A 21,559-nucleotide genomic window follows, 5' to 3' on the forward strand; every position below is an offset into this window, starting at 1 on the left:
GTGTCAAGCAACCTTCGCTGTGGCGGGGATCACTGGAGGGCCTGCTCGCAGGCGAAGCGATGGCGCCAGCAACCGCGCAAACGTTTGCTGACGCAGCACTAGCCAGGCTGCGCAGTCTCGCCGTGGACCGCCGAGCACACCGCAACGGTGACGGCCTCTCCGCAGTCCTAGGATCCGCACCGGGATGAACACCGTCGCAAAGCCGGCACTGAACGCTGCCCAACGGCGAACTGCTGCGGTTGCGAGGGCCGCCCGGGTGGCGAGCCGGGCAAGGGCGAGCCGGGCGACGAGGAATGCGGCGGCGATGATGGGTGCCAGATAGGCAACGTCGTAGAACATCACCAGGACGGCGCCGAGGGCGAGCCGTACGGCACCCAGCACCGCATGGGGAGCGAGGCTGAGGGACCAGCCGGCCTCGAGCGCCACGCCGTGCGTGAGGTATTCCGCCAAGCGCCCCAAGGGTGCGAAGCTGCCTTGGTCGAGGTGTATGCCGGCGAGGCGCCAGGTGTGGCGGGCTGCTCGCAAGGGGTTGGTGCCGGTGGCGGCCGCGTTGAGGTACACGCTGAGCCGCTCTGCTGACTGCAGGGCGAGCCCGGCCAGCGGCAGCACCACCAGCAGCGACTTTCGGGGCGCGCGAGCGTGCTTCGGCAAGCTCTCGCGTGCCGGCAAGCCCACGTGCACTAGTGGTGTGTCGCAGTTTTCTTCCGGGCATCATGCAACTCGCTGACCTGTAAGAATGGGCTTGCTTCAGCCCCAGCCATTTCAGCGACGCACCACTAGGTGATGCGTCAACGATTGGTCCGCGGCATCGAACTGCCCCGGACAGAGCCACCTCGCGGCGCCATGGCTTACGAATTCCGTCGACACACGCGTGGGCCTAGCGTTACCGTGACGATGCGTTGAGAGGAGACCGGTGCGCTACGAGCCAAACCCGAAGCACAAGCCCGCAGCACCTGGTCGCAGGGGTTCGCGGTGTCCCCGGAACGTAGATCCGGTCAGCCTGTTGCAGAACAGCACGCTCCACGGCAAGAAGCGATACGCGACCGATGGCGGACAGGCATTTTGCGCGCAGTGCCACGATCTCGAAAGCGACCTCTGGCACGGCTACCCGATCCTCTTCGCCGAAGTGCCCCCGAGCATCAAGAATCACTGGCAGGCAACTGGGGCCATCACGCGTCGGGCGATGCGTCAAGCGGACAGGCGCCGGCAATGAGCGTCCGCTGGGAAAGGCTGTTCGGCGAACCCTCGTCGTTTGCCTTGAAGATTGCATTTCATCATGACCCCGATGAGGGCGTGGCAGCGTCGCCCGAGATGGCTGCGAGCTGGGGAGCGTTTCAAATCTGGGTCCGCGATGTGAACTTGTGCGCCCATGTGGACGAAGGCGAGACGCTGCAGTTTTGCCACTGGTATCTCCTGCCTCTGCTCGAATGGCTGACTGAGAATTGGGACGCTTTGCTGCACGAGGAACGGCATCCCACAGCAATACGGCCTGCCACTACTGCGGCGGAAGTCGGCAGCATCGCATCGGCGCTGAGTCTCAGCTCAACCGGATTCCGGGGTGAACTGGCCACACAGGAGGCATGTTTCGCCTGGCAGCAACGACATGCCCTGCGAACAGCTCGCAATGGCGGCATCTTCCCCGATGTGTATCTCCGGCGCTTCAGGAACCAAGTCGAAGTCTCATGGAAGGCCAGCCAACTCGCCGGCGCTGAAGGCGTCGGCTTCACGGCGACCGAGGGGGTTGTGCGCGACGAACTGGACGCAGTTGCAGCCGCACTGCACGACATGCTCGAAAGCGCTTCTGAGTGGCTCTACGCCCAAGTGCCCGAGTCGCAGCGATGCGAGTCGCTCGTCAAGTCCGTCCGGGCACTGCGACAGCCGAAGCGATCTGAGGAGCGAGCTGCGTGGCTTGCGGGGTTCGGTGACGTGCGGAAGGAGATGGTCACGCGTTGGCGCGCTCTGCGTGACCGAATCGGCGACTTGGGATCGTCGCACGCCGTCGACGCTGTGTTCGGCCGCAGGGCTTCGAACGGGATTGTGCTGGAAGGGTCCCTAGCACCTCTCCTTTTTGGGTCCGCAAGTCCGACGATCACTGAAGACGACGCTGTGTCCTTGGCGACACTGCTGCTTGAGTCCTACGAGGAATCGCCCGACGATGGTCTCGCCGATTTGGTGTGCGACGAACCGATCGACGTAACGCAGCGTCCTTGGCAGCAGGGGTACGACCTCGCCGAGGAACTGCTCGACGAACTCGGGAGTGAGTTCGCTGCCTCAAGCTCAAGTCTGAACGCATGGTTGGCGGATTGGCGCATTCGGGTGGGCGAGATCACTCTCGACGATCCGGAATTGCGAGCCGTGTCCTTCGTCAGTGCCCACCACGCCCCTCGGATCGTGGTGAACCGAAGCCACTGGTCAGCACGTATGCCGCAAGCGAGGCGATTCACGCTGGCCCACGAGCTCTGTCACCTGCTTCACGACCGTTCGGTCGGGGCGAGTTTGGCGGTTGCCAGTGGCCCTTGGGCCCCACTCTCGATCGAACAGCGTGCGAACGCCTTTGCTGCGTGGCTCCTGATGCCGCCGGACCGGCTGGATTCTGCGATTGCGTGGGCAGGGAGCCCAATCGACACGCCTGAGGGCCTCGGTGAGGTGGCCGCCCAGCTCGAAGTAAGCAAGATCGCGCTGCTAGAGCACTTGCACAACGTGGGACGCCTCCGCGAGGAAGACCGACACAGGCTGCGCCTAGATCTCTGAACGCGCTTGGGTTTCTGGCGAATTCGTTGGACCGCAGCGCGAGCCCACAAGCGGCGCAGACGTCCCGGTGTGAATCACTGCATTCATCACATGGTTGCGGCGGGTCGGGCACGGGCCGAGTTCAAACGGACTCTGGATGCTCCACCCCTCCCGCTGACGCACTGTCTTGACGTGCAGCTGTCGCTGCTGGAAGACCAGCAGGCGAATACTCCTGCAGGGCTTGTGTACCTGCCGGATTTCCTGTCGCCAGAGGAGGAAGCCGGGCTGACCGACTGCATTCTTGCGGGCGAGTGGCCCGATGAAGAGACTCCGGACCCGGCCCACAAGGAGCCGGACGATGCCGGACGATGCTCGTGGTGATCTACAGGTTCAGGCTCAGTCGTTCAACGCCATCTCGAGCAGGTAGACGAGACCGACGTCAGCTACTCGCTGTCCATGGTGGACGGGTAGCAGTACGGCAGGTCATGACGATAGCCCATGAAGCGGTCGAGCTCGTTGCGCAGCGGCGCCGGTGATGGCCGAGCCGAGGCCGCCGAGGTCGAGCGCCAGACGGGCATGGGAGTGCGGCCGTTCTTGTTGCGGGGCGGGCTCGGTCGTGTCGGGCCCGGTGGCGCATGCTCGGCGTGCGGCCGCGAGTGCGAAGGCAGTGAGGGCCAGCACCGCCATGATGAGCATGGAGTTGGCGAGATCGGGCAGCGGCACAGGGCTCATGCAGGACATGACGTATTCGGCAAGCGACTCGTCGGTCTGCTCGCACCACCAATCGTAGAGGCGAGAACGATCTTGTTCAGACACAGCGGATTCCGTTTCCCAGCGATCCGCAGCGCACAGTCGACAGCGCCTCTCGACCCGCAAAATGAATTTGCCTGGCCAATCGATTCCTCTACAGGATTGGTCTGGCAATCATCCAGATGATCTGAAATTCATTTGGGCAGCTGGACCGTGGTGCTCTACGGTGCCCGGCAATCCACTGCCGGCATCGGGAGGTCGCCGTGTCTGAAGAAGATCGTTCTCGCCTCTACGCTTGGCTGCGTGAGCAGACCGACGAGCCGCTGGCGGAGTACCTGATGTCGTGCCTGCCGGTTGCGCCGCTGGCAGACCTGGTGACCAAGCGGCACCTCGAAGCCGTGCTCTCAGCAGAGTTCTCCGCGTTCGAGCTGAGAATGGCCGCGCAGCGTGAAGCCGATCGGGAGGCAATGGCGGTGCAGCGCGAGGCCGATCGGGAGGCAATGGCGGTGCAGCGCGAGGCCGATCGCAAGGAAGCGACTGCGCACCGGGAGGCAATGGCGGTGCAGCGCGAGGCCGATCGCAAGGAAGCGACTGCGCACCGGGAGGCAATGGCGGTGCAGCGCGAGGCCGATCGCAAGGAAGCGACTGCGCACCGGGAGGCAATGGCGGTGCAGCGCGAGGCCGATCGCAAGGAAGCGACTGCGCACCGGGAGGCGGACCGCACGACCTTGGACCGGCGGCTGCGGCGAATCGCCATTGCACTGCCCTTCGAGATCGTGGCAGCGCTCGCAGCAGTCGTCGCTGTCACGGAGTGGCTGCGAGGCTGAGGGACTGGCCGGCCTTTCTGAGCAATGCACGCAGCGATGGCACCGTCGGCCCTTGGAGTGTCTACGGCGCTTCGAACGGGTTGATGGTGTTCGCCCCGGTCGGCTCGAAATGGCGGGTGTTGCGCGTCACGACAGTGAGGCCGTGCTCGAGTGCTGTGGCGGCTATCAAGAGGTCGGCACTGGTGTGGCCGAGCCGCTGTGAGAGTTGGCCCCAGCGGCGGGCGGTGCCGGTGTCGACGGCAAGCACGCGGTCGCCGTACCACGTGAGGATCTTGTCGAGCCAGTCGGCGAGTTCGCGGGCGAATGCCGGGTCGCGATCTCGCTGGCGTGTGATGCCGCGCTCGATCTCGCCGATGGTCACGACGCTGAGATGCAAGTCGGCGGTGCGCTGGACCTCCAGCCAACGGACAACCGATGGATTCCGATCACGACGACGCAGCGCTGAGAGGACGTCGGTGTCCAGCAGGAGGCTCACAGCTCGGCATCTCTGGGAGCCAGCTCGAGACGCTCGAATTCGCCGTCGTCGGTCGGCATGGCGGCAAGCAGTCGGCCCAGCGTCGGCGCGGCTGCGCTGTCCAGCCGGCACAGCCGCTCGAACTCGTCGACCGCAACCACCACGACCACGGGCTGGCCTCGCCGCGTCACACGCTGGGGTTCGCCTCCCAGCGCTGCATCGACAACGGCGCTGAACCGGTTCTTGGCATCTTGCAATTGCCACGCCTGCGTTGCGTCGGCCACGACAGTCTCCGAGTGCTCTGGGCTGTTTTCAGCTAGACGGACAGTCTAGCCAGATGACGTGTTGACAGACCGCGCCGGGGCGTTACGCGACTCGAGTGACACAACTTGCGCTGTGATTTGGATTGCAAATTACCTCTCGGCCGGCAGGGCGTCGTTGCGGCGGTCGCCGGAATCGAGCAGGCAGTCGGTCTGGAGCACCCAGCGACGCCTCTCGATCACCTTCCGCGCCATCGCCCGCCCCGAGCCAGCACCAGCGTGTTCAGCTGATCACGCCGGCAGCGCCCAGCCAGATCGGCACCACGGCCGCCAGACCGATGCCGGCAAGCCAGTAGTGGCGAACCCGGCTCACTCGGCGATCTTCGTCACGATCTGACTTGAACTGGGTCGCCAGGAGGTCGACCTTGGCATCGAGGTTGACGACCCTTGCGTCGATCTGGGCGAGCCTGGCGTCGACGCGCGCCACGTCGTCCTCGACTTCGCGCAGGTCGTCCTTGGCGGCGAGATCGGGCAGCGGCACAGGACTCAGGCAAGACATGAGGTATTCGGCGAGCTACTCGCACCACCAAGCGTAGAGGCGAGAACGATCTTGTTCAGACAAGGCGGGTTCCCTTCGGTAGCGGCCCGCTGCGGACAGTAGAGAGCGTCTCAGCAGCTCGTGCCGCAAGGCCAACTAGTCTAATATGGACTAGTTCGTGTTGGGCGACTGGCTGCAGCGGGGTGTTGTGTCGGCGGAAGCGACGGAGTCTCACCGCATCTGGACGGTGGCCGAGGCGAAGGCCCGCCTGTCTCACATTCTGCGCTGCGCGGAAGAGGACGGGCCCCAGCGCATCGGCACGCGCAGGACGTTCGTGGTGGTTCCCGAGCATGTCTGGCAGGAACGAGCCGAGCCTGACGTGCATGTCGGCCGCTGGCTCGTCGAGAACATGCCGCGGGGCTACGAGCTCGAACTCCCCGATCGCCGCTCGATTCGGCCGATCCCGTTCTTCGACCACGGCGCCGATGATGCTGGCGAATCTGCTGGTCGGCGCGGCAGCGACATCTCGTGAACGGCATTTTGCTCGACACCAACGTCGTCTCCGAGACGGTCCGGCGCGAACCCGACGCCAACGTGGTGGCATTCCTGTCGAGCGAGCCGAACCTGTGGCTGTCGGTGATCGTGCTGCATGAGCTCGAGTACGGCATCGGGCTCATGGCGCCGGGCCGACGCCGCGACGCGATCGCCAGCGCCGTCAGATCGATAGCGTCGGCGGTGCGCCGTATCGTGCCCGTGGGCCCCGCCGAGGCAGAATACGCCGCGGAATTGCGGGCCAATGCCCGGCGCGCCGGTCGCACCCTGGAGTTGGGCGATGCGCTCATAGCCGCCACCGCTGGCGTGCGACGCCTTGGGCTGGCCACCCGCAACGTGTCCGACTTCGAAGGCCTCGACCTGCGGTTGATCGACCCCTGGGAGCACATGGGCGATGCGCCGGCAGCCGTGCCGGCCGACGGCTAGTGTGTATGCGTACAGTTACACCGAGACTGATTGTATGCGTTCGGTGACTTCTGGATCGATGTAAGCGTACAGTGGCATATCGGTACACTGACGGCATGACCACCTTGGCCGCTCTTGTGGTGCGAACGCCGGGATCGTTGGCGAATGCTGTCGCGGATCGCCGGGGACAACTGGAACTGACGCAGCAAGCACTCGCCGACGCAGCTGGGGTGTCACGCAAGCTGGTGTGCGACGCCGAGGCCGGCAAGCTGACCATGCAGCTCGACGGCCTGGTGAAGATCTGCACGGCGCTCGGCTGCGAGCTCGTCGTGCGTGAGGTCGACCCGGCACGGCTGAGCTACAGCGACGTAGTGGCACCGCTGGAATGACGCCTGCCGAGCTGCGCGTACGAGTCGGCGGCGAGCCTGCTGCCGTGGTCGTGCGAAGGATCGACGGGCTCCTCTTGTCGTACGACGCCCACTATGTGGCGTGGGCCAATGCCGTGCCGCTGTCGCTGTCGCTGCCGTTGAGCGTTCGACCGCATTCCGGGCCGGTTGTCGAGAGGTGGCTCGACGGGCTGCTGCCGGATCGAGCCGTCGAGCGTGAGGAATGGCGCCGGCACGTCGGGGCGGTCTCGAGCGATCCGTTTGACTTGCTCAGCACGCCGATTGGCAGCGAATGCGCTGGCGCCGTCCAGTTCGAGAGGGAGGGCGCCGGCACGCAACCCAGCGATGAGTCGGCTCACAGGTCCGCTTTGGAGTTCATTTCGGAATCTGACCTCAGCGCGGTGCTGGCTGAGATGAGCGAAGGAGCACTGCTCGGTGGTTGGCGCGACGATCCGCTGGCCAGCTTCAGCCTCGCAGGCACGATGCCGAAACTTGCCTTGCGGCGCAGCGAGCGGCGATGGCACAAGGCGATCGGCGACGAGCCCACCACGCACATACTCAAGCCGTCGCTGCGCCTGTACCCCGGCCAGGCGATCGGCGAGCACCTCGCGCTCGCAACCGCACGACGGCTGGGAATCGAAGCGGTCCGTACCGATGTCGCCTTCGTCGGTGGCGTCGAGACGCTGGTCGTGGAGCGCTTCGACCGTTCCCCCCTCCCCACCGGCGGCGCTGCCATTGCGCGTGTGCATCAAGAGGACCTCTGCCAAGCGTTCGGGCGTTCACCTGCTCAGAGATTCGAGCGAGACGGCGGTCCGGGGGCGGGCGACGTCGCTCGACTCCTGGCGACGCACAGCACCGACAGCGGAACCGATCTTCGGACATGGTTCACACGACTCGTGTACTGCTGGTTCATCGTGGCGAACGACGCTCATGCCAAGAATCACGCTCTGCTGCACCTTCCCGGCGCCGTCTGTCGGCTGGCGCCCATGTATGACACGGCGTCGTGGCTGCCGTACACCGATGTCGCAGCCAGTGAGGTTCACCTTGCTATGGCACTGGGCGACGGCTACCACGTCGGCGAGGGCGCCCGAATCGACGACTGGCAGCAGTTCGCACGCGCCACTGGCGTTGACCCCCAATGGGCCGCCAGCGAGGTTCTTCGCATTGCCCGAGACACCCCCGCCCACCTCCAAGCCGAGATGGACGCCTTGGGGGCCGCAGCGAGGTCGAGCGGCACGGCGACACGCCTCCTTGCTGCGATCATCCGTCGAAGCGAATCCGTCTTGGCGGACGTGGCCGGCCAGTAGGCCGTTCGCACCGGTCAGCTGATCACGCCGGCAGCGCCGAGCCAGATCGAAACCAGAGCCGAAAGACTGATGCCGGCAAGCCAGTAATGGCGAACCCGGTTCGTTCGGCGATCTTCGTCACGATCTGACTTGAACTGGGTCGCCAGGAGGTCGACCTTGGTATCGACCTGGGCGACCTTGACGTCGAGCTGGGCAACCTTGGTATCGACTTCGGGACCTTCGACCAGGGGACCAGGGACTACTCGGCGACGGTGGCCGCCACCGTGAGTTCCGCCACGCTCACCTACGCAGCGTTTGATGAGGAAGCCGACGTAGTCATCTCGCCCGCCGACGCCGACCTTGGCGCCGACGGCCACCAAGTCGCCCTTGCGGAGGGCGCCAACACCATCACGGCAACGGTGACGGCACCCGATGGCACGGTCACGGTGTACACCGTCACCGTCGAGCGAGCCGCCGCGCTCAACAGCTGATGCGGCGGCCGCACCATCAGCCGACGCCGGCCGACTCTTTGGCCGCCTACGGCTGATCGGCGATGAGCCGAGACGTCACACTGCATGCCTCCGTCTGGCACCTGCTGCGAAAGTGCACAAGCAGATCGCCGCCCCGGCCGTGACCCGACAACCCGAGTCGCTGCCGAGCCGGGGTGATTCGTGCGGTGCTGGCATCAGGATTCGGCGTGCTGGAATCGTCGCTATCGTGGAACGTGTGTGTCGATTTCGGCGTGTTCAGATCGGCGTAGCGTTGCCGGGTGCTGGTATGGGCGGGCAGGTCGTTGCAGGTCGTTGCGGGTCGTTGACGGCGCCGCGTTGATGAGGCGTTCGTGAGCGGCGGTTGGGCGTCGGACGGCGACGATGACCCGCGGTCGGCGGGGCGACGCGGCGCGGGTGGCGGTGCTGGGTGGGATCCGTTGGATGATCCTGTGGGGCGACGCGGCGCGGGTGGCGGTGCTGGGTGGGATCCGTTGGATGATCCTGTGGGGCGGCGCGGCGCGGGTGCAGGGTGGGCTTCGGACCCGCTGGGAGCTCCGGTGCGCAGGCCCCTCGACGAGGGCGGGGACGATTCTCGCAAGGCCGTGTTGTCCAAGGCCGTGTTGTCCAAGGCCGTGTTGTCCAAGGCCGTGTTGTCTCGGCGCGGCGGCGCGGTGCGGGCTGCGGTGGTGCTGGTGGCGGTGGTGCTGGTGGCGATGGTCGCTTGGGGCGCGGCCCTGTTGTTGCTGTCGGGTGGCCCGACAGCGCAGTCTGAGGTGGCGTCGCCGTCGGGCACGCAGGTCGAGACCGCTGGGGACGCGGCTGGGGCAGCCGCCGATCAGGTGCCGCAGGCGGAAGCGTCTGAGCGGGACGTGGCTGGGTCGCCCGGCTTCGGCCAGGAAGCAATCGACTCGACCGATTCCGTTCAGCTCCCGGACGGGACCGCCGGTGGCCCGACGGAGGCCGACGTTGGCGAAACGGGATCAGCAGAGCCCGATATCGAGGATCCAGCAACCGCCGAGTCCGGCACCGACAGTGCGGCGCCGGTCGGCGCTGACGACCGAGCAGGCACCGAACCCTACGTCGCGCCGGGCGTAGTCGAGACGGTGCAGCCGTCCGCCGCGGAAACAGACGCAGAGTCCGGCACCGGCGATTCGGCACCGCTCGGCAACGGTGACCGGGTTGTTGGTGAGCGGCCGGATTCGGCACCGCTCGGCAACGGTGACCGGGTTGTTGGTGAGCGGCCGGATTCGGAGCCGCTCGGCAACGGTGACCGGGTTGTTGGTGAGCGGCCGGATTCGGAGCCGGTTGCGGGCGACGATGCCGGGGGGGATGTGGCTCTCGCGGTGCGGGTGCTGTACGCGGTGCCGTCGGATCGCGAAACGCGCACCGACCACAGCGAGGGAATTGCTCGTGCTGCCACGGAGATTCAGTCGTGGTTCGGTGAGCAACTCGGGGGTTTGACCTTCGCGTTGCACGGCGATCTGCCCCAGCACTGCAAGATGAGCGAACCAGCAGCCTTCTATGGGCGGCACTCATGGCAGAAGATCATTGACAGCGTGCAGCACTGCGCGCCCGTCAAAGAGGGCGACACGACTTTCGTGTGGGCCGTCTATGCCGACGTGCTGCATGAATGCGGTCCCAAGGAGGAGGGCTACAACGAACTGGGGGGCCTCAGCCGAGGCCTCACCATCCTCGGCCGCTGGGACTTGGACGGCCTGGTCGGCGAGGACGGCGATGTGGGCAATCCTTGCTGGCTCGAGGATTCCCCCAATCAGCCCATCGGGCGCTTCATGGGAGGCCTCGCGCATGAGCTCGGCCACGCGTTCGGGCTTCCCCATCCGCCTGGCTGCGACGAAGGGCTTCCGACGTGTGACACATGGGCGCTGATGTTCGCCGGATACGCCATCTTCCCGGACGCCGATCTGCGTGCCGACGACAAGGAAAGGCTGATCCGCTCGCGGTTCATCAACCTGACGCCGGGTTCGGGACCGCGGGCTGCCTCGCCCGGCAGCAGTCGGGTTCGGGGCTCGGTATCGGGTCCCGGCGGCGCCCCCATCGAGGGGGTGTGGGTCTCGCTGGCGGGCGAGGACTTCTGGGCGTGGGCGGCCACGGGCGCAGACGGAGCGTTCGAGATCGCCGTGCCCGATGGCGCTGCGGGCACTGCTTCGGTGTCCGTGCATGCGGGCGAGACCGCATCGTGCCGGTGGCTGGGCTACCTCGACGCCTCTGGCGGTCTCACGGCTTCGTCACAGCAGGCGCAGTCTCTCGACATAGGCGCAGCTGACATTTCGGGTGCCGACATCGCGCTGTCCGCCAGCCCCGCGGAACTCTGTCGAAACGCCCGATAGGCAGCCGCGCCGACTCGGCAGGCACGGACGAGGTCTGCGCTCAACTCACCTGCCAGCGCTCTAGGATCGGCCTGCGTATGGCAGCGGCTGCGGTACTGGTCATCGCGGCATCGTGCATCTGGGTCGTCCTCGGTGTCCATGCGGCGTCGACCGATGTGCGTTCGGGGATCATTCCCCGCCGAGCAGTGTGGGCTGCAGGCGCCGTCATCGCTGCGCTGCTCGGCGGGGCTGCGCTCGCCCTCGGCGACCTCTGGCGTTTCGTGTGGGCGCTCGGCGCCATGCTGTCGGTCGCTGCATTCTTCGAAGTGATCTATCGAGTACGGCCTCGACATGTCGGCTATGGCGATGTCCGCTTGATCATCGTGAACAGCCTCCTTGCCGGCTGGTGGGGAATCGCTTGGTCGTGGTGGGCGCTCATGGCCGGCGCTGTCGCCGCTTGGCCGTCCGCGTTGATGGGGCTGCGGCGGCACGGCCGTGCTGCGCGTGTGCGATGGGGTCCCAGCTTGGCGGTGGGCACGGCGGCTGTGATCGGCTACTGCATGTGGACGTTCGGGCCTGCCGGCTGAGCGGCGGCCGGCGTGACGGGCGTGAGGACGGTCGCCCGATGCGTCAAGCGGCGAGTAGCGTCGCGCGGACGCTGCATCTGGTGTGACGCACTATTGGTGTGACGCACTATTTGTGACGCACTATTTGTGACGCACTATTTGTGACGCACTATTTTTTGTGGGGCGGCACGGGAGGATGCGTTGTGGTGATGCCGCTCCGTGAGACGACGGGTTGGACGAATCCGAGGTCAGCGTTCCAAGCACAGGAGGATGCGTTGTGGTGATGTCGCTTCGTGACGTGATGTCGCTTCGTGACGAGATCTGGGGTTCGGTGCGTTCGGAGGTCCAAGAGTTCAGGCTCGAAGCCGATGGCGAGACCGAGCCGGGAGGCTACGAGGCATTCGCGCTCTCCGCGGTCCGCCGCCGAGAGTCGCATGCGCTCGATCAGAGCGGCCGCATGCTGACCGACGACGACTTGGAGTGGCTGCGCGACCAGATCGAAGCGCTGCTCGGCGCAGGCCCCATGGAGCGTTTCTTGCGTCGGGGCGATGTCGAGAACATCTACGTGTTCGGCCCGGATCGGGCCGTCCTGGCGCTCTCCGGCGGCAAGCAGGAGCACATCCTCGAGCCGGTGTTCGAGGACGAGGCGGACATGATCCGCTATATCGCGCACTTGGCGACCACGCACGGCCAGACGGGCCGCCGTTTCGACAATTCTGCGCCGCTGCTCGATCTGCGCCTGCGCACCGGCGAGCGGGTGTTCGCAGCCATGGCGGTCTGCGGCACGCCGTTCCTGACGGTGCGCTGTCACCGTCACCGCGAGATACGGCTGGAGAACCTGGTCGCGAGCGGATCCATCTCACAGCAGGCCGCAGAGTTCCTGCGTGCGGCGGTGCGCCCGCCCGCCCCCGCCAACGTGCTCGTGTGCGGTGCGCTCGGCGCCGGCAAGACGACGCTGCTGCGTGCGCTGCTCGCGGAGATCGGCACGAGCGAGATCGTCTGCACCCTCGAGCAGACTTTCGAGCTCTTCTTGGATCAGACCCATCCGCTGACGTTCGCCGTGGAGACCCGCGAGCCCAACAGCGACGGTTCCGGCGAGATCACCATGGAGGAACTGGCGAAGCGCTCGTTGCGGTCCGGCGCCGACCGGGTGATCGTCGGCGAGCTGCGCGGCCCTGAGGCGGCCACGTTCCTGTCGGCTTGCGGCACAGGCTCGGACGGTTCGATGGCGACGATTCACGCTTCGTCGCCTCGCCAGGCCTTGGCGCGGCTGGTGCGCTACTGCCTCACCGCCACGGGACCGGGCGTGCAGTCGGCGCTCATTCAGGAGGCCGGCGAGGTCATCCACCTCGTGGTGCATCTGAGAGGCGATCCGCGAACCGGTTTCCGTGGCGTGAACTCGATTGCCGAAGTGGTCAGCTCGGTGGAGGACCGCTTTCAGATGCACCACATTTTCGGTCGACGCGAACGCGGCGGCCCGCTCGAGCTGCTGGGCCGGCCCCGCAACCCTGAGGTGGTCGAGCGGATCGTGGAGGGCGGCCTCGACATGACGGGCTGGCCCGATGACGACTGAGGCGCAGGGGCCGCCGGGGCTGCTGCCGACCGCCGATAGCGGCTCGGCGGTCGATTCAGCAGGGCGGCAGCGTGTTGGGTATCGACCGGCCGTCTGGCGAGTCCGGGTCGGTCTCGACAGGTGCCGGCAGCGCTGGGCCTTGGGCAACCGCGTACACGGTGTCGAACCGGTCCGGGAACATCACCGCAAGCGGGCCGACGACCTCGCCGGAGACCACGATGCGGGTCCAGCCGCTGTGGCCCGGTTCCGGCCGGTGGAGGGCGGGGTCGTAGGGTTCCCCCGGCCCAGGGACATATCCGCACCAGCTGCTGTGTATCCGGGCCGCGTTCGGTGTCCACCAGCGCCATCCGCCCGAGTCCGCGGCGATGTGCGCCACCGCGTCGTCGGCTGCGTTGAGCATCCGTGTCCGGTCGGGATGCGCCGCATGTTCCAGTCCCGCCGTCACTGCTCCGGGGCCTGTGTAGTCCACATAGTCGCCCGGACTGGCGGGATCCTCCACGCGGTGAAGGTCGGCGACTGCCAGAACTCGCCACGCAGCTCGCAGCGCCTCCGATGCAGCGATGTCGGCTTGCGCCCGGGCGTTGGAGACGATGAACGCATGCACCATGAGCAGGAGAATCGATGTCAGCAACGCTGGCCACAGGACCAGTAGTGCGAGCGTTTCGCCGTCGTGGTTCCGCTGCGAGCACGGCCTCGCAGGGCGACGCGTTCGACGTCTCGGCATGCGAGTCTCAGATTACCTGCTGGTTCCGGCGGGGGGCAGGCCGTGGACAGTGCGGCTCGATCTCGCTGGAGCTGCTGCTTGTGACGCCTGTCTTGATGCTGCTGGTGTCGCTGGTGCTGTGGGCGGGTGCCGCCGCCCGTGCGCAGCTGACGTCCGAGCTTGCTGCTGAGGAGGGCGCCGCGGCGGCGCAGGCGTGCGCGGCCAGCGGCGAGGCGCGGATCGAGAGCGGCGAGGCGGTCGAGTCCGATGTGAGGGAGGAGTGCGGTCAGGTGGTCGCGGAGATGCTCGATGCCCGCCCCGGCTTGAGGGATCTGTGCATCGGCGGTCCTCAGATCAATGACGACGTCGCTCTCGACATCCGCGACGGCGGGAGCTCCACGGTCCGGACGCTTGCTGTCGAGCATCGCTGCGAGACCGACGGGGGAGTCGGCTCGTTCTTCGGGCTGTTTCCCACCATGTCGGTGAGCGGCCGCGGGTCTGAGGTGTATGTCGCTCGCAGCGATGCTGCGACGCTGGACTGCCAAGAGCACTTGAGGGTGATCGAAGAGAACATCAAAGAGTTCGAGTATCAGCGAGATCACGGCGGGTTGACGGATCAGCAGGCGCTGCTCCGGCTGGAAGGCGAGATCGACACGCTCCGCGACTTGAGAGTTTCGGTGACAAGCGAATGCGCCATACCCTCCCCGCTCCAGCCGACACCCGTCCAGACTCCCGTGACGTCTCCGATTCCATGCAATAAGCAGAACTTGCCATCAGACGAACAATCACCATTCATCGGCGCAACTGAGGCCGTTGAATTTGTCAGCGTGGACGTGTTCGAGCGACGAGTTCAGCGTGTTTATGGCGATCACCTTCCTGGCGGCTATGAAGATCGAGAAGAACTGAGAAAAGGTGATCCTTACGACCTCTTTGGGTATCCAGATCTGCCGCCCGGTGTCGTCATTGATCAAGCCAGACATGACGCGCTGTACAATGCGGGACGCAAGGCAACCGACATATTCATTCTTGAGAACCAAGGACTCGCGTTCAACATGCATCTTGACCGCATGCCGTGCGGGTCAGGCTGGACGTTGCTGCTCACAACGCAACCCGCCTTGATAGGTGGTCGTTATGTAGAATCCGACATCATGAAGCAAGGTAAGATCAAAGACGATGATGGGTTCGAAATCGACTCCTTCGGTGGAGGAATATCACATAGCTGCACTACAGGCAATTGTGTGACTCAAGCAACCGATATATTCGGCTTGCTCTTGCCTAATTCCGTTGTGCCATCAGAGTCCATTGTGGCACCCGACCCCATTGTGACACCCGACTTGGATTCGATCGTCCGGTTTCAAGTCTCTGTCGGTTACAGGCCGAATGTCCCGGACGGGGTTCTCTGCGAAGGTCCTGGCACCACCACCAACCTAGCGTGCGGTGGGCCAGACTCGACCTTTAACATACACATTATCCCCAGCCACTGGAGCGACCAGTGGAAAGATGGCGATGAAACCATAGATCCATTCGGACCCTGCCATGACACCGTTGACAGACAATCCTTCTTTGAAGAAGGCGACAACTCCGTGGGGCGATTCAGCACTGAAAGAGGCACGTACCCCGTTGTGTCATCCACAGAGTGGCTCCCTTGTTATGGGACGTATTTTGCCCGCGCTTTCGCGAACAGCTCTACTATGGACGTCGGAAGCGACGATTGCAGCGGTTCCAAGGATGTCTCGTTCTCCGCAAGACTGTACACTGCGCCATCGCAGGCAGCTGTGACGATTTGTCCCGATGGTCGGGTTGAGCCGGACGAGGAGTTCTTGGTCTGTTTCTGGGTGTCCGACTATTCGCTGCCCGACGATCTGGATCTGGAGGAATTTCCGCCGGATGCCTGCAAGCTGTTCGTAGTCGAAGACGACGACGAGCTGGATACTATTAGCCCCATCGTTGCACAACACGCTTGCAAAAAAGATGGCGATTATCGACTGCACATACAGAGTACCCCTGCCGAGATTGCTGAAGGGAATAGGGAGGGAAACCGGATCGCGTCGGGCGACGTCCGGTTTCACCTTGTGAAGAGCATCGACTTGAGTCCTCTGCCGTGCGATACGGTGGTAGAAGTCGTGGTCGACCCCGACGGTACCTCGGTTACCCTGCCGTCGCCGGGCAATCCGCGGACGGATCTCGCATTGATTACGCCCGCGGTCGATGCCGATCTCGGATTTGAACACCCGGAAAAGGACACAGAGCGCGGCAACATCGGTCGGTATGTGCAGTTCTGCGATACGAGAGAATTCAGTCCGATGCGGCACTGCGGGGATGTTCCAATCAATGAGGATGTTCCAGTCAATCTTGTAGATGATGACGATCTTGTAGATGATGACTGTCCAGCCTATCGCCCAGCTGATCTGCCGTGGCATCACACGGTGAACCCGTGCACGAGTGAGTTCTTTTATGTCATGGTGAGCGTCGTGAACAACGATGACGTTCCCGATCTCGACGTGGAGGAACTCGAGCTGGTATTCCGGATTGCCGAAATGCCCCCGCCCGCGCTCCATCTCAGCGATGACGACCTCGCTGCGCTCCGGAATGTCGGTCTGTACGCAGGCAGGGAACTCGGCCGCATGACCCTCACAATCCGCAACGATTGATGGCAGAACTTCCGGCCGCCGCTCGAGGCTTCGCGCTCTTGTGGGGTTCGGACTGATCGCTGGCGTGGCTCAGCCCGAGAACGTGATCCGCCGGTAGGTGTGCCAGTCGTCTTCGCTCCAGCCGGCATCGCTCAGGACGAAGGTCGGAGCGCGTCGGGGAAACCCGCCCACCGTCACGGCGTCGATCAGATCTCGGCACGCCAGAGCAGGCGGCGCGAGCGGTGCTTGTCCCGGCGGTGGCGGTGTCTGGGGGATGTGGCGCACCGCTATGCCGACTGATTCGATGGCCATGCGGGCGCCTTCGGGCCACACCTGCGCCGCGGCCCATCCGGCATTGTGCCAAGTCGCCACCACGGCCACTCGAACCGCTTCCATCCCTACTTGACGATCGCTGATGCTGCACAGCGGCTGTGTCCAGTGCTCGGGATCGCGTTTGTCGCCGAAGATGTTGTAATAGCCGCGCATCGAGTCGATGTCGACGCCGAGATTGCCCAGATCGGCGCTGAGTCGCTCGACGAAGCGCTCGCACTCTGATTGCATTTGCCCGAAATCACTCTGAATGTCCGACAGACTGCCCCTTTCGGCCTGTGCAGTGTCGAGTTCGGCCTGTGCAGTGTCGAGTTCGGCCTGTTTGCTGTCGAGTTCGGCCTGTTTATCTCTGCGTTCGTCCTGCCGCAAGGGAAGCTCCGGATCGGTTGGAAGCATTCCGGCGATCATCCTGTCGAGTTGAAATATCCCATTGTCGAGTAGCAATATCTCGTCGTTGAGTTCAGCTATCTCTGTGTCGAGTCTATTTATCTCGGCGTTGAGCGAAGAAACGTGCTGTTCGATGCGTCTTTCGTAGGTGTCCTGGTACCGTCCGTCGGGTCCCGGGTCGTCCATGCGGCAGTCCATGGGCAGGGGCGGCGTCAGAGGCGTCGGCGGCTGGTTCGGGACGATCTCAGGCATGAATCTGAGCGATACCATCCAGCGGTCGGTCGTCTCGAAGCTCTCCGCGGCGAACAGCGCGAGATCGTTGCTGATCTCCCGTGCCGATGACGTCGCAGTGAGCCGCTGCGGGCCGGCCATTGCCACGAGTGCAGCCATGATCCCGACCGGCACCATCAGCAGCATCCACAGCGACACGACAGCACCGGCCTCGTTTCTTGCCCGATGCCGTCCCCGATGCCGCGCCGGGCGCAGGCCTGGATGCCGTCTCACACGCACGCGAGGAACCATCGGCATGGCCGTCTAGCGGAAGAACTCATCGCGATACCCCAAGCGGCATCGCAGGTCCGCGGGATCCAGCGAAGCCGAGGTCGATATCAGTCGCCCGTCCGCCAAACCCGACCAGCGGACCTGGAGCCATTCCGGCCGGCCCCGATCTATGACATCGGCGAACTCCTCGACCATCGCCGCGCACTGGTCCCGGTATGGCATCTGCCGGTCGACTCCGAAGACCGTCCTGTTGGTCACCGCACGCGCATGGGCTGCGCGCGCCGCATCCTCGATGAACGCCGCCCGCACTTCGGCTTCGATGACACGGGCGACCGGCTCCGTCGCCGCATTCGTCGGTCCCTCCAGCACGCGGTCGACCACCAGCACCGACAGTGCTGCCAGCCCGGCGACCGCCCCGACGATCAGCAGCCATTCCAGAGTCACCAGTCCCCGGCTGTCGGCGCTGCGGCAGGGTGCGTGCCGCAGCCGCACGCCGCGGGGCCGTTCGCTTCGTCGTCCCAGAACCGTCACGCAGCCTCCAGCACAAGAGCCATCAGACGGGCGCGATCACTCAGCTGGGCGTGATCACGCCGCCGGTGAGCGATGCGAAGGGCGGGTACACCAGGATCACGGCCAGCGAGAGCGCGACTCCGGTAGCCGGCACCACGATCACCTGCGCTCGGCGTGCAGCCTTCTCGCGCTCGCTGGCCATGCTGTCGCGCCACAGCGTCTCCGCTGCGACCAGGATGGCGTCGGACAGCCGTGTACCACGCTCCGCTGCCAAGCCGAGCGCCGATACGACCGGCGACAGGCTGACCACGCCGTAACGCTCCACGATGTTGACCAGCCCCGTCCAGGCCGGCTTGGTCTCCTGCAAGGCGGCTCGCAGGAACCGGTGCAGCAGCAGCCAACTGCCGCGCTGGCCCGCCTGCGCAGCGCTGAGCATGGCCGCGGTCGGGTCCACGCCGGCCGCCACCTGCTGAGCCACGAGAGCTATCCACACGCGGACGACGCTGTCGATTTCCGTCCGCGCCCGCTTGGCGGTATCGCGCATGCCGACCAGCGGCAGGAACCAGCCGACGAGAGAGGTGAGCAGCGTCACGACGATGGCGCCGACCACTCCCCGGTTGGTCGCGAGGCTCAGCACGACGCCGACCGTCAAGCCGCCGGCGAGCCCGCCCGTGCGCTGCAACGCGTAATAGGCGGTGGGGATGCCGGCCATGCGCAGATGCTGCTCGTCGCCTTCGCTCAGCGTCGGCAGCAGCTCGGCCAGCGATTGCCCGCGCGGTCTCGTCCTCGGCGGACGCCTCCAGCCGCGTATGCCCGCGAGCGCCATGAACACGCAAGCGAAGAACGCAACTCCTGCCCCCGCAGCACCCATCTCTCACACTCCTCTAGATCGGCTCTCGTGCCCGCGATCGCCGCTTCGGCGGGATCAGCACCGATTCCTGCCCGCGCACCACGGAGTGAAACACCAAGAAGCCGATGGACATCAGCAGCATTCCCGCGATCAGCACGAAGACCATCTGGCCTGTCGGTGTCGAATAGACCTCGAAATACGTGGGGTTGTTGCGATACATCAGGGTGACGATCCCGCTGGCGAGACCCAGCAGGGCGATGGTCTGCGTCCACAGCTGCACGACGGCTTCGGTGCGAGCACGGTGCAGTTCGACCACGTCGGCGATCCGTCCGCACATGTCCAGCAGCGGATCGGCGACTGAACCGCCCGACTTGGCAGCCATCTTCAGCCCGGCGGCGACTTCGGGTTCCCAGATGCGACCGGATCTGCCGAGTTCTTCGAGCGCTGTCTCCAATCCGCTCACATGCGCCTTGGCGGAGATCTGCTCGATGGTGTGGCGAATCTCGATGGGCGCATGTTCCACGCTGCTGCGCAACGAGTCTGCAAGACCCGAGCCGGCGCGGGCCAGTTCGGCGAGCTGGCGGGACCACAGGGACCATGCCAATGCTTCACGGGTCTGGTGCCTGCGTCGCTTCGGGGCTGCAAAGAAGGGCGGCAGCATGACGCCGAGGCCGGCGAGCAGGACTGCCATGCCGGCGAGGCCGGTGAAGAGCCAGCCCGTCGCGAGGCCCACGGTCCCCGCGATGATCTGCACAATGGAAACTGTCCCGAGAGCGCGCCGCCGCCGCTGCTTGCGGGCCTCGAGCGTCATGTACAACCGCAGGCTGCGCGAACCGCTGTCGACGCGTGATGACTCTCGGTTCAAGGCGCCGCTCTGCGCAAGCACGCACAGCAGGCCGCAGCCGGCGAACAGCAGGCCGAATGAGATCGCAATGTTCATCCTGCGCTCATCCTGCTTCTCCGTCGCCCGGTGCGGTCTCGGCGGTCTCGCCGGTCGACGGCTCGACACCGCCGCCCTCCGCGCCGCCCGGTGCGGTCTCGGCGGTCTCGCCGGCATCGGGCGTCTCCCCAGCAGCTTGGTCGGGCGCCTCGGCCTGAGCACCGCTCAGCTCGAGCGCCTCGTCGAGGTTCCTCACAGTGCCGTCTTGGATCAGCTGCCGGTTGCCGGTCCATTCCGCCTGCCACGCTGCATCGAGGCGCGCGCGCATGTCGTCGACATCGGTTCCCGCCGGAATCGGCAGCACCATCGGATTCGCGCCGAGGCGTACAGGCAGCGCCCGCCAGGCGATCCAGTCCTCAGGGGTGACGAACATCCGCATGACGCCGGCGGCGTAGTTATTGAGCGTCATCTCCATGATCACGCTGCGAGGCCGTCCGTCGTCGTCCGGTTCGGGCGCAGCGCCGGGGTCGATGAGCAGCACCCGGTCGCCGTCGCGCACGTCGGTGACCGTGAGGCTCGTGTCGAGACCCAGCCGCACCTCCAGCTCGCCCGGTCCGGGCAAGGGCCCGGGCGGAGGACGGCTCTCCTGCAACCGTGCCACAGCAGCTTCCCATTCGTCTGCCCAGACCTCGTTCAGGCCCTCGGCGAAGGTGTCTGTGTCGCCGCCGAGCGGCACTTTGCGCACCAGCGGGCTCGCCCCCAGGAACCGAAGCAGCTGGCGCCACTCTCCCCACTCGGCAGGCGTCAGCAGCAATCGGAGGCTTGTGCCGTCGAGATCTCGCAGTTCCATGGATCGGATGACCTGCCGAGGCCTGCCGCTGTCCTCCAATGACGGCTCTTGGCCACGGTCGATCAGCAGCACGGTGTCGCCGATGCTGAGCTCGGTCGTCTCCAGCGAAGTGTCCAGCGGAACCAGCAGCTCGAGCTGGTTGCCGACAGGGCCTGCTGCACGTGCGATCACCATGTCGAAGAGGATCGGCGTGCCGGCCACGACGTCGTGCGTCGCGACCATCCCGTCGAAGCTGAACGGGGCTTCATCTGTGTAGGGGATGTGAGGGATGCCGCCCATGACCGCGCTGTCCGACGTGAAGTCGGAAGCGCTGAGGATCTCGCCGACGGTGATGTCGCGAGCAGCGACGAGCACCTCAGAGCGGCTGTCGAAGGCATCCGACACGATGACGAAGCCTGCGACGCTGACCAGCATGCCGACGAGGCCCGCTGCGACAAGCGCAGTGCGGCGCCCCCGCGGCGACAGTGAGAATCGCTTGCGCTCGTCCGCAGCGAGCGCGTCGGCGCCTTCGGTCTCGCGCTCGTCCCCTGTGGCGGGGACCGAAGGACCATGGGTTCGGGTGTCGACACTCACGTTGCAGTGCTTCTCCTCGATTCCGTCCCGGTGAGAACCGCCGGTGCGATGGACGAGCGTCCTCGGTGCCGCTCGCCATCATGCTACGACTCATCGATTGCCGACTTCACGCCAGCCGGGGTGCGGCGAGGCTGCGGCGAGGCTGCGGCGAGGCTCGGGCGAGGCTCGCGTCGGTGTCGACTGCTTGGGCCGGCGAATGC

The 21,559-nt window shown here is 65.5% G+C and carries 23 protein-coding genes; 12 read left to right on the forward strand and 11 right to left on the reverse strand.

Features of this window, described 5'->3' with window-relative positions; genetic code table 11:
• Positions 1 to 3 precede the first annotated feature (3 nt).
• Positions 4 to 675 carry a hypothetical protein gene (locus ACOGXQ_RS14590; protein WP_419944346.1) on the reverse strand — a complete coding sequence of 224 codons (672 nt, stop codon included), beginning with the start codon at positions 673 to 675 and terminating at the stop codon, positions 4 to 6.
• 534 nt (positions 676 to 1,209) lie between these two features.
• Here ACOGXQ_RS14590 and ACOGXQ_RS14595 point away from each other — a divergent pair.
• Together ACOGXQ_RS14595 and ACOGXQ_RS14600 are read left to right on the forward strand one after the other, a co-directional pair.
• Positions 1,210 to 2,751, forward strand: a complete 1,542-nt coding sequence (locus ACOGXQ_RS14595; RefSeq protein ID WP_419944347.1) for an ImmA/IrrE family metallo-endopeptidase — start codon at positions 1,210 to 1,212, stop codon at positions 2,749 to 2,751.
• A 171-nt stretch (positions 2,752 to 2,922) separates the two neighbouring features.
• Positions 2,923 to 3,111 carry a hypothetical protein gene (locus tag ACOGXQ_RS14600; protein WP_419944348.1) on the forward strand — a complete coding sequence of 63 codons (189 nt, stop codon included), beginning with the start codon at positions 2,923 to 2,925 and terminating at the stop codon, positions 3,109 to 3,111.
• A gap of 102 nt (positions 3,112 to 3,213) precedes the next feature.
• On the opposite strand, the gene ACOGXQ_RS14605 is transcribed toward ACOGXQ_RS14600, so the two are convergent.
• Complete coding sequence (locus tag ACOGXQ_RS14605; protein ID WP_419944349.1) at positions 3,214 to 3,462, reverse strand: hypothetical protein; 249 nt, start codon at positions 3,460 to 3,462, stop codon at positions 3,214 to 3,216.
• 281 nt (positions 3,463 to 3,743) lie between these two features.
• On the opposite strand from ACOGXQ_RS14605, the gene ACOGXQ_RS14610 reads away from it, so the two are divergent.
• On the forward strand, positions 3,744 to 4,307 hold the full coding sequence (locus ACOGXQ_RS14610) for a hypothetical protein (protein ID WP_419944350.1): 564 nt from the start codon (positions 3,744 to 3,746) through the stop codon (positions 4,305 to 4,307).
• Positions 4,308 to 4,368: 61 nt separating this feature from the next.
• Here ACOGXQ_RS14610 and ACOGXQ_RS14615 read toward each other — a convergent pair whose 3' ends face one another.
• The 3 genes from ACOGXQ_RS14615 to ACOGXQ_RS14625 all read right to left on the reverse strand — a co-directional run bounded on the left by ACOGXQ_RS14615 (position 4,369) and on the right by ACOGXQ_RS14625 (position 5,562).
• Positions 4,369 to 4,782 (reverse strand): type II toxin-antitoxin system VapC family toxin, encoded by a 414-nt coding sequence (locus ACOGXQ_RS14615; RefSeq protein ID WP_419944351.1) that lies wholly within the window; start codon positions 4,780 to 4,782, stop codon positions 4,369 to 4,371.
• The gene (locus tag ACOGXQ_RS14620) at positions 4,779 to 5,045 is read right to left on the reverse strand and encodes a type II toxin-antitoxin system prevent-host-death family antitoxin (protein ID WP_419944352.1); all 267 of its coding nucleotides are present in this window, start codon (positions 5,043 to 5,045) and stop codon (positions 4,779 to 4,781) included. Before ACOGXQ_RS14620 ends, ACOGXQ_RS14615 begins: the two co-directional genes overlap by 4 nt.
• Before the next feature lie 259 nt (positions 5,046 to 5,304).
• On the reverse strand, positions 5,305 to 5,562 hold the full coding sequence (locus tag ACOGXQ_RS14625) for a hypothetical protein (protein ID WP_419944353.1): 258 nt from the start codon (positions 5,560 to 5,562) through the stop codon (positions 5,305 to 5,307).
• Positions 5,563 to 5,737: 175 nt separating this feature from the next.
• On the opposite strand from ACOGXQ_RS14625, the gene ACOGXQ_RS14630 reads away from it, so the two are divergent.
• The 8 genes from ACOGXQ_RS14630 (at position 5,738) to ACOGXQ_RS14665 (ending at position 13,145) form a co-directional block, all read left to right on the forward strand.
• Positions 5,738 to 6,091, forward strand: a complete 354-nt coding sequence (locus ACOGXQ_RS14630; protein WP_419944354.1) for a hypothetical protein — start codon at positions 5,738 to 5,740, stop codon at positions 6,089 to 6,091.
• Positions 6,088 to 6,537, forward strand: a complete 450-nt coding sequence (locus tag ACOGXQ_RS14635) for a PIN domain-containing protein (protein ID WP_419944355.1) — start codon at positions 6,088 to 6,090, stop codon at positions 6,535 to 6,537. Before ACOGXQ_RS14630 ends, ACOGXQ_RS14635 begins: the two co-directional genes overlap by 4 nt.
• 95 nt (positions 6,538 to 6,632) lie before the next feature.
• Entirely contained in the window at positions 6,633 to 6,905 is a 273-nt protein-coding gene (locus ACOGXQ_RS14640; protein ID WP_419944356.1) for a helix-turn-helix domain-containing protein, read from the forward strand.
• Positions 6,902 to 8,209 (forward strand): HipA domain-containing protein, encoded by a 1,308-nt coding sequence (locus ACOGXQ_RS14645; protein ID WP_419944357.1) that lies wholly within the window; start codon positions 6,902 to 6,904, stop codon positions 8,207 to 8,209. The genes ACOGXQ_RS14640 and ACOGXQ_RS14645 overlap by 4 nt, the downstream gene beginning before the upstream one ends.
• Positions 8,210 to 8,460: 251 nt before the next feature.
• On the forward strand, positions 8,461 to 8,679 hold the full coding sequence (locus ACOGXQ_RS14650; protein WP_419944358.1) for a cadherin-like beta sandwich domain-containing protein: 219 nt from the start codon (positions 8,461 to 8,463) through the stop codon (positions 8,677 to 8,679).
• Positions 8,680 to 9,029: 350 nt separating this feature from the next.
• Positions 9,030 to 11,027, forward strand: a complete 1,998-nt coding sequence (locus ACOGXQ_RS14655; RefSeq protein ID WP_419944359.1) for a hypothetical protein — start codon at positions 9,030 to 9,032, stop codon at positions 11,025 to 11,027.
• Positions 11,028 to 11,104: 77 nt separating this feature from the next.
• A complete protein-coding gene (locus ACOGXQ_RS14660) occupies positions 11,105 to 11,593 on the forward strand; it encodes a hypothetical protein (RefSeq protein ID WP_419944360.1) in 489 nt (162 codons plus the stop codon).
• A gap of 262 nt (positions 11,594 to 11,855) precedes the next feature.
• Complete coding sequence (locus ACOGXQ_RS14665; RefSeq protein ID WP_419947409.1) at positions 11,856 to 13,145, forward strand: CpaF family protein; 1,290 nt, start codon at positions 11,856 to 11,858, stop codon at positions 13,143 to 13,145.
• 55 nt (positions 13,146 to 13,200) lie between these two features.
• On the opposite strand, the gene ACOGXQ_RS14670 is transcribed toward ACOGXQ_RS14665, so the two are convergent.
• The gene (locus tag ACOGXQ_RS14670; RefSeq protein WP_419944361.1) at positions 13,201 to 13,752 is read right to left on the reverse strand and encodes a hypothetical protein; all 552 of its coding nucleotides are present in this window, start codon (positions 13,750 to 13,752) and stop codon (positions 13,201 to 13,203) included.
• A 14-nt stretch (positions 13,753 to 13,766) separates the two neighbouring features.
• Between ACOGXQ_RS14670 and ACOGXQ_RS14675 the strand changes: the two genes are divergently transcribed.
• The gene (locus ACOGXQ_RS14675; RefSeq protein WP_419944362.1) at positions 13,767 to 16,499 is read left to right on the forward strand and encodes a hypothetical protein; all 2,733 of its coding nucleotides are present in this window, start codon (positions 13,767 to 13,769) and stop codon (positions 16,497 to 16,499) included.
• Positions 16,500 to 16,568: 69 nt separating this feature from the next.
• Here ACOGXQ_RS14675 and ACOGXQ_RS14680 read toward each other — a convergent pair whose 3' ends face one another.
• The 5 genes from ACOGXQ_RS14680 to ACOGXQ_RS14700 are packed head-to-tail and all read right to left on the reverse strand — an operon-like array spanning position 16,569 to position 21,359.
• The gene (locus ACOGXQ_RS14680) at positions 16,569 to 17,705 is read right to left on the reverse strand and encodes a hypothetical protein (RefSeq protein WP_419944363.1); all 1,137 of its coding nucleotides are present in this window, start codon (positions 17,703 to 17,705) and stop codon (positions 16,569 to 16,571) included.
• A gap of 24 nt (positions 17,706 to 17,729) precedes the next feature.
• Positions 17,730 to 18,227, reverse strand: a complete 498-nt coding sequence (locus ACOGXQ_RS14685) for a hypothetical protein (RefSeq protein WP_419944364.1) — start codon at positions 18,225 to 18,227, stop codon at positions 17,730 to 17,732.
• A 40-nt stretch (positions 18,228 to 18,267) separates the two neighbouring features.
• Positions 18,268 to 19,077, reverse strand: a complete 810-nt coding sequence (locus ACOGXQ_RS14690) for a type II secretion system F family protein (RefSeq protein WP_419944365.1) — start codon at positions 19,075 to 19,077, stop codon at positions 18,268 to 18,270.
• A gap of 13 nt (positions 19,078 to 19,090) precedes the next feature.
• Positions 19,091 to 19,996 carry a type II secretion system F family protein gene (locus tag ACOGXQ_RS14695; RefSeq protein ID WP_419944366.1) on the reverse strand — a complete coding sequence of 302 codons (906 nt, stop codon included), beginning with the start codon at positions 19,994 to 19,996 and terminating at the stop codon, positions 19,091 to 19,093.
• Positions 19,997 to 20,003: 7 nt separating this feature from the next.
• Complete coding sequence (locus ACOGXQ_RS14700; RefSeq protein WP_419944367.1) at positions 20,004 to 21,359, reverse strand: SAF domain-containing protein; 1,356 nt, start codon at positions 21,357 to 21,359, stop codon at positions 20,004 to 20,006.
• Between the last annotated feature and the right edge of the window lie 200 nt (positions 21,360 to 21,559).

The organism is Candidatus Poriferisodalis sp. (genome assembly GCF_965208485.1).
GTDB lineage: Bacteria > Actinomycetota > Acidimicrobiia > Acidimicrobiales > Poriferisodalaceae > Poriferisodalis.